This window comes from Vibrio sp. PBL-C16 (genome assembly GCF_034321865.1).
Taxonomy (GTDB): domain Bacteria; phylum Pseudomonadota; class Gammaproteobacteria; order Enterobacterales; family Vibrionaceae; genus Vibrio; species Vibrio alginolyticus.
Genome location: NZ_JAXLNY010000001.1, coordinates 1,830,104 through 1,845,019 on the forward strand (window position 1 = coordinate 1,830,104; position 14,916 = coordinate 1,845,019).

At 42.4% G+C, this 14,916-nt stretch carries 10 protein-coding genes; 6 read left to right on the forward strand and 4 right to left on the reverse strand.

The window, feature by feature from the left end; all coding sequences use genetic code 11:
- Positions 1-118: 118 nt before the first annotated feature.
- The 4 genes from UQW94_RS08055 (at position 119) to UQW94_RS08070 (ending at position 4,669) form a co-directional block, all read left to right on the forward strand.
- Positions 119-1,123: a response regulator gene (locus UQW94_RS08055; protein ID WP_322142166.1), complete on the forward strand. Its 1,005-nt coding sequence runs from the start codon at positions 119-121 to the stop codon at positions 1,121-1,123.
- Complete coding sequence (locus tag UQW94_RS08060; RefSeq protein WP_005373463.1) at positions 1,123-1,560, forward strand: PAS domain-containing protein; 438 nt, start codon at positions 1,123-1,125, stop codon at positions 1,558-1,560. Before UQW94_RS08055 ends, UQW94_RS08060 begins: the two co-directional genes overlap by 1 nt.
- Before the next feature lie 86 nt (positions 1,561-1,646).
- Positions 1,647-3,188: an NAD(P)H-hydrate dehydratase gene (locus UQW94_RS08065; RefSeq protein ID WP_161441179.1), complete on the forward strand. Its 1,542-nt coding sequence runs from the start codon at positions 1,647-1,649 to the stop codon at positions 3,186-3,188.
- A 437-nt stretch (positions 3,189-3,625) separates the two neighbouring features.
- Positions 3,626-4,669, forward strand: a complete 1,044-nt coding sequence (locus UQW94_RS08070) for a GMP reductase (protein WP_053304513.1) — start codon at positions 3,626-3,628, stop codon at positions 4,667-4,669.
- A 146-nt stretch (positions 4,670-4,815) separates the two neighbouring features.
- Here UQW94_RS08070 and UQW94_RS08075 read toward each other — a convergent pair whose 3' ends face one another.
- From UQW94_RS08075 to UQW94_RS08085, 3 genes are all read right to left on the reverse strand, one after another.
- Positions 4,816-6,105, reverse strand: coding sequence for a linear amide C-N hydrolase (locus UQW94_RS08075; protein ID WP_258479505.1), 1,290 nt, complete (start codon positions 6,103-6,105; stop codon positions 4,816-4,818).
- Positions 6,106-6,576: 471 nt separating this feature from the next.
- Entirely contained in the window at positions 6,577-6,903 is a 327-nt protein-coding gene (locus UQW94_RS08080; protein WP_005373454.1) for a hypothetical protein, read from the reverse strand.
- Between the two features lie 87 nt (positions 6,904-6,990).
- Positions 6,991-8,682, reverse strand: a complete 1,692-nt coding sequence (locus UQW94_RS08085; protein WP_322142167.1) for an FAD-dependent oxidoreductase — start codon at positions 8,680-8,682, stop codon at positions 6,991-6,993.
- A 283-nt stretch (positions 8,683-8,965) separates the two neighbouring features.
- Here UQW94_RS08085 and UQW94_RS08090 point away from each other — a divergent pair, with 283 nt between their 5' ends.
- Complete coding sequence (locus UQW94_RS08090) at positions 8,966-9,439, forward strand: DUF1842 domain-containing protein (protein WP_005373450.1); 474 nt, start codon at positions 8,966-8,968, stop codon at positions 9,437-9,439.
- A gap of 134 nt (positions 9,440-9,573) precedes the next feature.
- Here UQW94_RS08090 and UQW94_RS08095 read toward each other — a convergent pair whose 3' ends face one another.
- Positions 9,574-12,246 (reverse strand): ATP-binding protein, encoded by a 2,673-nt coding sequence (locus UQW94_RS08095; RefSeq protein ID WP_322142168.1) that lies wholly within the window; start codon positions 12,244-12,246, stop codon positions 9,574-9,576.
- 1,367 nt (positions 12,247-13,613) lie between these two features.
- Here UQW94_RS08095 and UQW94_RS08100 point away from each other — a divergent pair.
- A complete protein-coding gene (locus UQW94_RS08100; protein WP_053304510.1) occupies positions 13,614-14,912 on the forward strand; it encodes a hypothetical protein in 1,299 nt (432 codons plus the stop codon).
- The last annotated feature ends 4 nt before the right edge of the window (positions 14,913-14,916 follow it).

Genomic DNA, 14,916 nt, shown 5'->3' on the forward strand with positions numbered 1-14,916 from the left:
TATTGCGTATGCTTACTGAATAATAAAGAAATAAAAAACTCGTCAGTTTTCTCGTATTACATGCTGTAACAATCTGTTAGACTCCGGCGCAGATTGTGGAATATAAAAAGGTGATTGAATGTCTTTTCCCGTACTCATCTGTGATGATTCAGCGTTAGCACGCAAACAGATGGCGAGATCACTACCAGCCACATTGAATGCCGATATTACGTTTGCTATCCACGGAAAAAACGCGCTAGAAGAACTCGAAAAAAACGAGTTTAAATTGATGTTTCTTGATTTGACCATGCCAGAAATGGATGGCTTTGAAACACTAGAGCACATGCAACGGTTGGGGGATAAAACTCCGTTGGTTGTGGTGTCGGGGGATATCCAACCTAAAGCGAAAGAGCGCGTGTTCGCACTGGGTGCAAAAGCGTTTATTCAAAAACCGATCGCCAAAGATGAACTCAAGAAGGCGCTTAAAGAGTTGGTCGAGCCAGAACCTCGTCCTCAAATTATCACGCCTGTCTCTATTGAGTTACCGATTTTACGTCGTCGCGATATTTACATGGAAGTGGCTAACGTTTCAATTGGTCGAGCAGCCGATGCATTGGCGCGTCACTTTGATGTGTTTGTGCAACTACCTCTGCCGAACGTCAATATCTTTGAAGTGAGCGAACTTCACATGGCCCTACGCGACTTGGCGTCGCATGACAACGTATCGGGTGTTTGTCAGGGATTTTGTGGCGAAGGTATTGCTGGCGAAGCGCTAGTGATTTTGAGTGATTCAAGCGTATCTGATCTCAAAAAGTTGATGAAAGTACCAGCAGACAGCGAAGAGTTAGAAGAGCTTGAGTTGCTAATGGATATTTCTAATATTTTGGTGGGGTCGTTCTTAAATGGTTTAGGCGAGCAGTCTGAAGTCCGATTCTTCCAAAGTCCACCAGTACTCCTTGGTCAGCATATCTCAATTGACTCGATCATTGAATCTACAACTGGAGCATTCAGCCGCACGATGACATTCGAAGTGAGCTACAACATTGAAGGAACGTCGATTCGTTGTGACTTGTTGTTTATGTTTGTGGATGAATCCTTGCCGCTGCTTGATAACAAACTGTCTTATCTAATGGAGGAGTTCTAATGTTGAATATGCCAGCAGAGTTTGAACAATTCCATTGGATGGTGGATATGGTACAAAACGTCGACATGGGCTTAGTGGTCATTGATCGAGATTACAATGTACAGGTCTGGAATGGGTTTATGACTCATCACAGTGGTTTGCAGTCTCATGATGCGATAGGTCGTTCTATATTTGATATCTTCCCTGAAATCCCACAGGAGTGGTTTAAATTAAAAACAAAACCAGTGTATGACCTAGGCTGTCGCAGCTTCATCACATGGCGACAACGACCTTACTTATTCTGCTGTCGCAATGTTCGACCAGTTACGCAGCAAGCGGAGTTTATGTACCAGAATGTTACGTTGAACCCAATGCGCACACCGACTGGAAAAATCAACTCGTTGTTTTTGTCTATACAAGACGCGACGGCTGAAGCTCTGATGTCTCAGAATCAATAGCGATAAAAAACTTTCTCAAAAGCCAAGGTCCGCCTTGGCTTTTTTGTATACTTATAATTGTGTTTCCCAATGCGTAGAACGTGAATATGGACTTTAATCTCGCCCTAAAACTCTACACCGCAGAGCAAGTAAAAAACGGTGAAACGCTGGCTGCGCAAATGGCTGGTGTTTCTATGTATAGCTTAATGCAACGCGCTGGTATGGCCGTGTATGAGCGCTTTTTACATCTGTATCCTAAATCAAAAAATATCTTAGTGATTTGCGGTAAAGGGAATAACGGTGGCGATGGTTACGTATTTGCATCTCTTGCGAAACAAGCTCAACTCAATGTACATGTTTTCCAAATTGGTGATGTATCTGTGCTAAAAGGTGATGCTTTGCGCGCATACCAAGACTGGCAGTCAATCGACGGTGTTAACAATGATTGGGATGAATGGAATACCGCATTGCTAGAAGCAGATGTGATCATCGATGCCATGTTAGGCACTGGTTTAAGCGGTGAGGTTCGTTCGGAGTATCGTCGCTATATTGACCAAATTAATCAAATTCATACCCCTGTGATTGCAGTCGACGTTCCTTCTGGTCTGTGTGCTAATACAGGTGCAGTTTTAGGTGATGCTATTCGTGCCGAGCATACTGTAACCTTCATTGGGGTTAAGCAAGGCTTATGCACTGGACAAGCGAGAGATCGAGTTGGCGAGCTCTACTTTTGTGGTTTAGGCGTCAATACTAAGTTTGATACTATCGAAGTAGAAAGTGCATTAGGTATTGATCATCAGGTTGTTTCAAGATTAATGCCCAAGCCAAATCCAACGGTCCATAAAGGTGACAACGGGAAGTTGCTTTGTGTTGGTGGCAATCAAGGGATGTCTGGGGCGATTCGTTTATGTTCCTCCGCAGCGATTAGAGCCGGAGCGGGTTTAACTGCCGCAATTACTCACACGAGTAGCCTTATTCCACTGCAGGTTGGTTGCCCAGAAGTAATGAGCCAGAGCATCACCACTGACTTGCTCAGGGATACTGAGAACGACTTAACTAAACGCATACGCTGGGCTGACGTATTAGTGTTTGGTCCTGGCTTTGGAGATGATGAGTGGGCTTATCAAGCCTATCAATATCTGGCTCAAGAGCAGAAACCTAAAGTTGTTGATGCTGATGGCCTCAATATTCTAGCGATGCTGAGCCAGCGATGCGATGGCACTCTAGTGTGCGACAACCATCGAGTGATCACGCCGCATCCTGGAGAGGCAGCTCGACTACTAAATGTAACCATTCAACAAATAGAAAGTGACCGATACTCTGCTGCAAGACAACTGCAAGAGCGTTATGGCGGTGTAGTGGTTTTAAAAGGCGCGGGGACGCTTATTTACGATGGAACGAGAATGTACGTCTGTCTAGCGGGTAACGCCGGAATGGCGACGGGGGGAATGGGAGATGTGTTATCTGGAGTCATTGGTGCATTACTAGCCAAAGGTTTACCAATTTCTGTTGCCGCACGTTTAGGTGTGGTACTTCACAGTCATGCTGCTGATATAAACGTGAGTCAGAATGGTCAAATTGGTCTTTTGGCAAGTGATGTCGTTAGCACTCTTCGTACCGCTATCACCCAAGAGCTCTATCGAAATTAATTAGATTTCATGCATTGCTGAGAAAATTGGTCGATTTTTTTGAGTACTTTTTTTACGAATTAGCAGGGCATCTTAGTATTAGGTGATTGAGTTTTAGGCAGATTTGAGAGGTGATGCGTTTTAATTTTTAAGATATGACGCAAAGGTTTGCGCAATGGGTTAACTTAAGTGCTTTCTCAAGTTGTTGATAGTTATAAATAATAAGAGGTTTTGGTGACTTGGGGAGCGTTTTTGATATGCGATTTTCAAGATGGTATCACAAAAAAAATTCAAATATCAGACTTGTAGGAAATAAATCACAGCCTATAATGCTGAAAACCGGAGCGTCTGCCAACGCTCCGGTTTTTTTGTGTCCGAAGAACAGTGAACTCGTCTGCCAACGAAATCACTACGCACTCTGAAATGACCCATATACATATGAATCAAGGAATTACACAATGCGTATCGAACAAGAACTTAAGTTAGGTTTTAAAGATGTACTGTTTCGCCCGAAACGTTCTACCCTTAAGAGCCGTTCTCAAGTAAATTTAACCCGCGATTTTACATTCAAGCATAGTGGTCGTCAATGGTCTGGTGTGCCAGTAATCGCAGCAAACATGGATTCGGTTGGTAGCTTTGCAATGGCTAAAGCGCTGGCTGAGCATGGTGTAATGACCGCTGTTCACAAACATTACACGGTAGAAGATTGGGCTGAGTTTTCTAAATCAGCAGATAAAGTAACCATGAATAACGTTATGGTGTCTACGGGAACATCTGACGCAGACTTCCAAAAAACCAAAGACATCATGGCACTTTCAGATGAATTTATTTTCATTTGTATCGACATTGCAAATGGTTACTCAGAGCATTTGGTCGAGTATGTTGAACGCGTGCGAGCAGAGTTCCCAGACAAGGTCATTTCTGCAGGCAACGTGGTTACTGGTGATATGTGTGAAGAGCTAATCCTAGCTGGTGCAGACATCGTTAAAGTGGGTATCGGCCCAGGCTCAGTTTGTACAACTCGTGTAAAAACGGGTGTTGGTTACCCGCAGCTTTCTGCAATCATCGAGTGTGGCGATGCAGCGCACGGCCTTGGTGGCATGATCGTCGGTGACGGTGGTTGTTCTTGTGCGGGTGACGTAGCGAAAGCATTCGGTGGTGGAGCGGATTTCGTAATGCTAGGCGGGATGCTAGCGGGTCACGAAGAGTCAGGCGGCGAAGTGATCGAGAAAGACGGCGAGAAGTTCATGAAATTCTATGGCATGTCGTCGAAGAGCGCGATGGATAAGCACTCAGGTGGTGTCGCTGGCTACCGTGCGGCCGAAGGTAAAACCGTATTATTGCCATACCGTGGTAGCGTTCACGGTACTATTCAAGACATCCTTGGAGGCGTTCGCTCAACTTGTACATACGTGGGTGCAGCAAAGCTTAAAGAGCTAACCAAGCGTACTACATTCATCCGCGTTCAAGAACAAGAGAACAACGTGTTCGGTAAAGAGTAAGTCGACTGAATGTAACAAGTGTAAAAGCAACCATACGTTATATCTATAGCAGATAAAACTATACTATATGCAGCTATGAGCCAGAGTGAGATTGATTTCTTACTCTGGCTTTTTGCTTCTCATTTGTTTGCGCTTCAAAATTAACTCTAAGCGATTTTAATAGTTGGTCGAGATTCGACTTGTTCAAACGGTAATGATGTTGTAACTGGCATGAGCTGTAAAACGCTTGAAATCTGACAGTCTCTATTTAACCCAATATAGTCTTTGACATTAGCGACTCGCCAAGTCATGTCTCCGTAAGTACGCAGATAGAACGCGGGTGATTGATGACTGTTATGTCTAATAACGCTCCATTGGGTAATATCACTAAAAAAGACTTCAGGGTTATCGGATGTCTCAAACTCATTCGCCATGATGCCCAAAGGTATATCAACGCGATTAAGTAGCTTTTGTCCGAGTGAGAAGGCTTCGTCGAAGTTAGTTGGTTGTTCGCTTAACTGCTTAATTGCATAGGTTTGTACAAATCGAGACGGCGGTGTTGGGTCGGCGGGTAGACCCATCAAGCCAGCGCCATTGATTGATTGAAGTGGGCCAGGCACTTGGATATGACGTTGCATGGTTGCTTCATTGTTCGGTTCTGGGTTGTAGTTGCGCAAATTAGAAAAATAAGAGAGGTGATTGACATGCCAATGGTAATTTGGGCAGTTAGTCATTACTCCAACGTAGGAGTGGTCCACAACCACTTTATAATCATCAAAGTCGTATTCGGTACATTGATAGCGTGCTTGCTGATTTTCCTCTTTGCTGAACATATCGCTTTCTTTGAATGCTCGATAGATATGCATATTACCGTTAAGAAACTCAATGACGGCACTGTCATTATTTGCATCGTGAATCACGAAATGCTGGTCCAAAGCCATGTTGTCACTCTCTGTTTCACCAGTTGAAATAGTCGAGTTAAACACGTAAACGGGGTGGGTGGTGAAGTAGGTCACCATCTCGTCCACAGTATTAAACGTAGACAAGATAAAAGTACCAAACAGGCCGCTGCCTAATGCAAAGGCATCATCAGGGATGTGAGAGGTCGATACATTTTGATTGAGAATGGGCAAGTACAGTGACCCAACAGAAAGGCCAGATTCATTAATGCCATCAGCTGTTAAAAGAGGGTTATTATACCGGGTAATGGCATTGCAGTGTATGAAGCTCAACTCTCCCTGCCAATTTGCTCGAAACTCACATTCTTTACTGTGACGTTTTGGCGGCTGACCATTGAAAACACGGTCGGCTTTTCCGTCGGAAGTAAAGGTCGTAATTTGGTAAGTTTGTTGGGCTCTAAACCAAATCTCGGTCTGAAGGTTAACTGCAAACTCCATGGTTCTAGCGGATAAGGTTTGGTTGTTGCAACCATAATTGATATTAACATCTGTACACATAGCCATGCTTTCCGTTGTTTATCTTGAATGATGAATATCCAAGAAACCCTCTGAATCAAATGCTTAGAGATTACGTGGATATAGATGAATTGCGCTTTAGTAATGGTTTTAGCCATTGAGATAAGCACATGCTATTAAGTTAAGCATTCAATCAAAAAACGTCAGTAGCAGTTTAGTATCAGTTGATAGAGTTAAAATAAAAAGTGATGTATTAAGTAAAACTCTTTGATTCTAGAAATTAATAATATATTTATTTTTTCAATCTTGGTTACTCTAGATTTAAAGTTTATTTTAAAAGTGATTTGTATTTATTCGATTATCTTGCAGTGGTGATATAAAGTGAGAACATAAAGTTAACAATTTCAGATTGTGATTGAAAATGGGGAGAGTCTTCAATCCAAATACCGAGAAATGAAACTGCCCGAGAAGTTGTGCAACTGTCTCGGGCGAAGTGATGAATCAGGTGAGCAGCTATAAAGTTTTCTCACAAGAACCGCTAAGTGGTGGAGATATTTTTAAATTATCATTAAAGATTTCTACAACGACGGGGCCTTTATTTTCATCTTTTGCATAGTATGCACAGGACTTGTCCCCAGTATAGGTTTTACCTGCCTTTTTGAAACTGTAATACCAGGAGTCATGGGTAGCGGCACCGGATTCAAAACTAGCAGATTCAGATTGTTCGCCAATATTCAAGTCGAAATGAACCTCCATTTCCGGAGAGTCTTTAAATCTCACATATCCGGTGATTTTATCGTTGGAGTTATTTTTAACGTAAAATGAACCCTTAGTTGTCATAATTTTTCCTCTTTTTTAATTTCTATACGTGATAGAACGGCCAAATGACGTTCTGTTAATATATGCTTTTTAAGATGCATATTGATGTTAAATGATGGTCTTATTAGTTCTAAGGTGATTAAACTTATCCTTAGCGTATTTTTCTTTTATACCGATTAAGTCGCGGTAGCTTCGATCAAAATAAACGCTTGTCGGAATTGCCGGATCTTTAAAGCTGATGAAGGCACCATAGGTTCCCGGTATATCAGCTTCTCTGGCTTTATCAATCCAGTCCATGGCTCTGTTTACATCAACAAGTACTGGGTTGTTTTGTAGTTCTAGTTTTTGCTTTATCTCTTCATTCCACCAGGTTTGGTATTGGACTGTATATTGACACTGGCGGTAGGGGAAAGATATGTCTTCAAGGTCGTCTGAGTGATGATAAAAACTGCCAGTGATCGCCCCTAAGGTTACGTAACTAAATAGCCCTTGATCGCGGTTTTCTGGCTTTATCAAAGGTGAAGTTAAGCTTTGCAAAAGTGCAGTATAGCCTTCTGGTTTAAGACCTCGCTCTGACACCAATCGCGAAGTGATTTTGTGAGGTGCTGGGGCGTCATAATCGGGAGGGAAAGGAGAACCGTTTTGACACAAAGAATCGCGCCCCCATGTGCTCATCAGGGAGTGATCGTATTTCTTCCCGTCAAAGTCAGTGCCATGTGCTTCATAGACTTGAACTAAATCAGGGAAGCAAGCGCCAAATTGAACGGCTATAAATTGGTGAAGATCTTGTTCTGTTCCTTCCCAGTAGCCATACATGGTGCAGTGATGGCTGATGGTTTCAATATCACAGTGGTTAGATGATTCAGGCAGAGCATCAATTTGCAAGTTGGTGCCAAGAAGTTTAGGCGTATCGAGGCTTTTTATAGCCTGCTCCCAATTTTTTAGCACATCTATGGTAGGGTGCGTTGGTATTGGCTGAAGCATACCGTTGATTTTTGGATAGAGGTTCCACTGAAGCTCGAAGCGGTGGATCTCTTTGGGTAAAGGGAATGTTTTTACGCGTAGCTCGGTAACAATGCCATAGCTCATGCCTCCGCCGCCTCTTAGTGCCCAAAATAGGTGAGGGTTGGACTCTGCTGAGACTTCTGTGATCGTACCATCACCCAATACCACGGTTGCACTCACTAGGTGCTCACAACACATGCCGTATTTTCGCGTCCAAGGGCCCCATCCTCCGCCTTGAATATAGCCAGTCAACCCAACTGTGGCACAGGTTCCATGTGCAATCATTCGATCATGCTCTGCAAGTTTTGGTGTCAGTTGATAGAAGCGATAGCCAGCACCAATGGTGGCAATATTGTCACACAATTGGAAGGTCTTAATTCTGCTCACGTCAATCAAAATGACGTTGTCACCACTGCATTCACCTGCGTGATCATGCCCTCCTGAGCGAACACGAATCGGGAGATTGAATTGAGTTGCTGTTAGATAGGCTTGCTGAACTTCTTGCGTACTTTCGCACATGACAATGACAAAGGGTTGGTGTTGATAGCGAGTATTGAAGATGAGTGACTCGACTTGATATTGGTTCAAACCGGGAACCGGTGAAACCGTGTTTTCAAGAGGTGTCAGTAATCGTTCTTTAGGAAAACCGCACTTATCCATTTTCTGAATAAACAGTTTGGCATTATTGACTGAGATTGAGTACGCGCTAAGTACAGCGAGGCGTTGTATTTGAGGGTTAGTGTGCTGTTCTACCACTTGGTTTTCTTTAGTTCCCTGCATCCATTCATGTTCCATTATTTTTTCCATTTGGCTTATGTATTGAATAGTTGTTCAAATATTAAACCAAATGCATACATTCACCATATCAGTTTGGTATCAGTTGTTCTGTACAAATCGCCAAAAGCATCAGCGAGAGAGCAACAATATCTGGTTGATGAAAAGAACGATCGGCATCTGCGTGACCGTGGATAATTTATGTAGTCAAGTAGATCTGAGCCTAAATTGATACTGAACCAGAATGACGTGTTATCTACATTGAATGGGTCACTAACGACAATAAATTCAGTTGGAGAACACAATGAAAATGGACTCAAAAGAATCACAAGCAATTTTTACTGCTCATTATCAAATTGGTAACGGCTTACCTGGAGGAGTGAGCTTCGATGTTAATCTACTCGTGGCCAGCGAAGACAAATCAATAGTGGGTAAAGGACATATCTTTCAGGCCGTTAACCCACCGTTAAATGTGGTGTCTGATCTCAATGGTAGTTTCAACTATCAATGCACGATGCGTGATTGTCATATCATGGTGACGTTGCAGGGCTACCAGCCTTATCTAGGCATTGCTCCTTTAGGAGCTGATCTTCATAACGTAACGCTCAACCTCCTACTTAATGATGATTGGAAGTCAGGCGTGGCATTCTATCGATATAAAAATAGTTCAGGTAAATGGATTGAAGCAGCAAATCAACGCGTTACTCTACTTTTGCCTGAGCATGTTCCTAGCATCGAGAACTTTAAGGTGGAGCAAAATGATCTTGCGCCAGCATAAATCTCATCAGCGATGACACTGTGCCAAAACACAGATATTCGATGGTTTCGAATATCTGTGTTTGACGAGGTAAATCGAGTAAACACGATGACTTGACGGTGCAATTAATCGACTTTCTTCGTTTATTGAATATTTCATGGTTGAGTAGATGTGGAGAGCCAATGGTCGAGCTCATCAACACTTATTTGAGCCTGATTCAGTTGATGCTTACGCGCGGCCTGATTGAAGTTTAACAACTCAGAGACGGAGCTGGACTGGTCGAGTAAGGCAAGCATCAGATTCGCTTGTTCAATATAAAAATCACCCCATGGATGCGGATCTTCTTGGGTGAAGTTAGACAGCTTATCGCGATATTTTCGAAGTAGCGTAGGCTGCTTATACTGCCACGCTACTTGGATTCCTTGTTGGTAAAAGCGTAAATAGTTATGACCAACACAGGTAGATTCTAGCCAAGCCTCACCAGTGCGCAAAGCGGAGAGGGCCGTTGATTCATCGCCACAAATAAGTGCCTTGGTAGATACGAGCCAAGGACCAATAAAATTGTGTAGCTTATTGATATGAACAAGATCTAGAGCCGTGTCGATGTCCGAAAGGGCTTTCTCCTCTTTTCCCTGATACCAGTGCAATCTTGCACTGGACTCCAAAAGAAAAGCGACAAATCGATGAGCATTAAGCTGTTTTGAAAGTTGTAGAGCGGTCGAGATTTCGTTTTCAGCTTGCACCAAGACATTACGGTCGAGAAAGATCCATGCAGCCGTAAGCCTAGAAACAATTTCTGCTCGGCGGTTTGCCGTGAGATAGGCAAGATTCGAGGCATGCTGAGCCTGTTTTAGTGCTTCGTCAGATTGCAGTTGATAGATCATCACTGTTGCCAGCATGTAGCGATTGGCAGTTTCAATCGAAAGCAACTGATGCTCTTCACACAGTTGCAAACACTCGGTTAAGTGCTCGTATGAGCGAGCCATTTTTCCTTGTGCGTAGGCACAATCACCGAGGCCGCCAAGCGATTTTGCTTTCGCGCGAAAACAGTTTGCTCGTTGACTGTAATCTAATGCAAGTAAATGTTCTTTCTCACATTCGTCTAGCTGCCCAGTGGGGAACAGCATATTACCTCTCATCGAGTGAATTTCACACAAAGATTTATTTAACGTCAGCTTTTCGCACAGGGCTTGGGCTTGGTCTAAAATCGACATCGCTTGTACAAAGTTGTCGGTTAAACGGTAGGGGTTAATGAGGTCTAAATAGTATTGAACACGTTCAGAATCATTTTCTGTGTGATGAATCGCTTGCTCAAGAACCTCAATACTCTCTTTGATGCGTCCCATCGAATACAGGCAGTTTCCTTTCATATTTAGTGCATACGCCATCTGTGCTTTAGGTGACTCTTTAATAGCGTATTCAATAAGAGTCAGTGCTTTTTCAAATTGATAATTGCTCAGGTAATGTTTGGCGGTCTGGTCAAGAACAGTAAATACACCTTCGCCCTTGGCATGATTGATATGGACTGCATATAAGAACCGATCTCGGTTCTCATACCATTTTGCGCAGGCCATGTGTATTTTTGAACACTGTGACTTGTCTATTTGACGGAAAACAGCATTACAAATCAAATCATGATGGAAAAGGTATTGATCGCCATTGAGTTTTACTAAGCCAGCGTCGACTAACTTATCTGGTACGTAGCCGGGAATTCGAGTGATTTCACGCAGTTGCTCCAGTTGAAAGTACTGCCCCAACACAGATGCAGTACAGAGTGCTTGGCGATCTTGGGCTGGAAGTTGAGCTAATTGTATCGAAACTAAATGTTCCAATGACTCCGGAACGTCTTTATCAAACTGAGAACAAAGTAGTGTTTGGCGTAAGTATAGAGGATGGCCTTTCGCAAGCTTTATACAGTCATTGATATGTTTATTCTGTTGGCATGTGATTGAGCAAGCTAACTCGTAAGACTCTTCAGATGATAACTCCCTAAGTTCGATTAGATTCACGTTGGCAAACCAAGATTGTTTGGAACTAAGTCGTTTTTGCTGCCTAAACGTCAGAAAGAGTAAAATATTGGTGTTTGTAATATAAGGTAGCAGTGTCTCAAGAAATGCCAACATTACCTCGTCGGCCCAATGGACATCTTCAACAATAATCAAATGCGGTTTGCTGCTCTGCCGTTGTTGAATTAAGAAAGGGATAGATTGCTCTATCGTTTGTTTCAGCGTTTGGAACTCCATTAAGTTCAGCAGCTGTTTTTCTGATTCGTTGAGTGTTACCCCCATTAACCAATAAAGGCAGAGATGGAAAGAAGAGGGAATTGATGACTCGACAGTCTGCTGACGAATAGAATCATCGGTATCTTCACGAGTAAATGAACAAATTGCCCGAGTGAATATATTTTGAGGGGACAAGAGATCAGCACTGCCATGATTCAGGATTTGAATCTCTGTGGTTAAACACGAAGAACGACTCAAAGACGAAATGACCTGGTTGAGTAGGCTGGTCTTTCCTATCCCTGCGGTACCAGTAATACAATACGTTTGGCCTGCTTCTTGTTTTTGCCATCGCTTGATTCCGCTATTCAATGTTTCTAGTTCAAGTTTACGCCCTACGAAACAGTCAGTATGGTTTTGGTGTAAGGATACAAAATGCCAGTTGTTGAAGTCTGGCTCTCCTGTTAGAAAAGGTTTTATTGGTCTGGCACAATTGGACGAGATAAAGCAAGGACAAGCAGCTATTTCTCCCCAAGGGATTTTAACTAGGATTTCATTGATTGGGGTTATCGCATTCGGATGTTCCGATAGCTCAGTGATTCGATGCATGTATTTCACATTGATAAAAGACCGAATCGAAGCCGAAAGAGCAACCTTTAATTGAAGGGCTAGTTGTCGAATTCGCTCAAAAATATATTCGTCCGATTCCTGTAAAGACCAAGTAAGAACAAACGTTCGGTTTTGTATTATGGGTGTAGTGTTTTGGCTGAGAAGTAAGGTTTGCAGAGCCTTTGCGGTCAAATCACACTTTGCTTCGATTGCAAAAATAAAAAAATATGGTGGTGATGAAGATACATTTGTAAATAATGGTTCTGAGGCCCGATTTATTAAAAGGTCCTCTACGGGGACAGAAAAGTATTCCGCGAGATTGGATGCGGTACGATACAGCACATTCGCCCCAGACTCTGCTCGCTTTATAGAAGCAATAGATACGACAAAACCCTGTTGAAAGCATTCTTCCGCCAGTCTTTCTTGGCTCAGTCCTAATTTCTTTCTCAGTTCTTTGAGTCGTAATACGTTGAGTGGAATTCTTCCATCCCTATTTGCCATATTTCACTCCGTTGTAACGTATAGCTTTTCCCAGTAAACCTGAATCGATTGGATATGTTGATTGAATAAATTTATCTTATTTCACCACATATAATACTAGTAGTTAAAATGTTATATACGAAAATGAAATGGGCATTTTAATCTTCAAACCACCTTAATTCATTGTTATATTAGTGGTGTTTTTTATTAATAATTTTGATATTTATTTTTGTGAGTTCATGTTTTTCTTAATAAGTTTTTTGAAATATCTTTAAACTTATATCTTTTAAAAGATTGCACACCTTAAACTTATATTGGACTTCATTAAACTTTAAAAATTAAATTCTTTAATTTTAGAGATATAAATTGACAATCTTATTTTTAGTGTTTTTTTTGATTCTCTATTCTGGCTAACTGATTTTTTCTAGTCTATAAATCAAATATCGGCAATTTCAAAATAACTGCCGAAAAAATTATTTTAATTTCAATATTATAAATAGTTGGCTTTATACTATGGATATTGGCTTTTTCTGCCTGTTAAAAGGCTTTCATATTACACCACACTTGAGTGCCGCGCTTACCTCTATTAAGGAGACTGCGTGGCTGCCATATGTCAAACGATCTTGCCATCGAGGGGATTGGCAAGCGCTTGCTTTAGAAGAATCCTATCGAAAGGCCTATTACCCTAACTATTTACTACTCTCTGAATTTACAGGATTAGAACTGTTTTTATCTCAATTTTTCTGCCCAATTTTGTCAGTACGGTTTATGAAGTTAGAGCCGGGAGCTGAGATATTGTAACGCGGACCTCTGGCATATGTTTTTCTCAAGTACAGGTGTGTTACATCATTAACTACTGCTACAGCGGCAAGTGAGGTTCATGAATTATGCAAAAAGGCTCATCTATAGAATTCTACCAGCAACGTCCTCAATCTCGTGAGACGGTCGGTGTTGAAGAAGTGCAGCAACAAACTCAACAGTTTGGTTTTGCTGAACCCGAAATGGATGAGCTGCTTAAGTACTCATTACGGACTCAACTTGAGGCTATGCTCCAAAACCAACTCAGCACGGCTGAACGCCGACGACAACTGAAAGAGAGTTTCGCTGCGGCAGTTGAGCTCGTATTGAAGGAGACGAAAGTTGAGCACCGAACACTGGTGCAAGCCTTTCAGACCATGTATGGCAACGCTTGCCAATCTCTTTCTCTGGCTAAACTCACTCAAGAGGAACTGACCCGACAGTACATTTCCACGTCTGGGCTGGTGATGTCCCCACTTAACTGTAAACACACCATCAAAGATGTGTACCGAATTAAAGGCTTTGCGTGTGGTATAAACAAAGCTATCCAACATATGCTTGCCAACAAGTCACAGGTTAAAGTGCTTTATCCAGCTTGCGGCCCCTTTGCACCATTGCTGCTGCCTTTACTTGCTCACTACAAACAAAGTGATCGAATTAGCGCAGAGCAGCTTCAGGTGACACTAGTAGATATTCACCCCGGAGCCATTAAAGCACTCAATCAATTGATCGCGGATCTCGATATCGCAGACTACATTGAAGCCTTAGTGGAAGAAGATGCTACCCAATTTTCGCCAACTCAAACGTTTGATCTCCTGATACTTGAAGCGATGCAGCATGGCTTTAGTCGGGAAGGGTTCCTCAGCATCGCGAAACATTTGGTTCAATATTTACATATTCAAGGCGAAATGATCCCCAATCAGGTATCTGTGCGCGCCATGATGGTCATCGGGGAGACGGAATTTAATCAACAATGGGAAAAAGCAGAGTATGCACATTCCAACCATTGCCAGCCGGAAGCGATCGATGATCGAATTGATCTGGGAGAAATTCTTAACGTCAATAAAGCCATGTTGCTCAGAAGCGAGATTTTTGAGCTAGATGGTGGAATAAAAATGCTGCAAGGCAACACCATTGAGCTGCCGAAAGATGTGCCAGATATGGCAAAACGTATCCTCGCCATTTACAGCCATATCGATACTTACGGAGATGCGATGGTCGGACAATACGACTCTGGTATTACCCATCCTAAACCCGACATGACTTTTTATGTGGATGCCAAGCCCAAAGCTGTTGAACACCATTACTTTGAAGCGAAGGGAGGGGATAAGGTCAGTTTCTATTATCAGTTAACCGGATTGCCAGGTTTTGTCGCCACCCATGGATGATTTC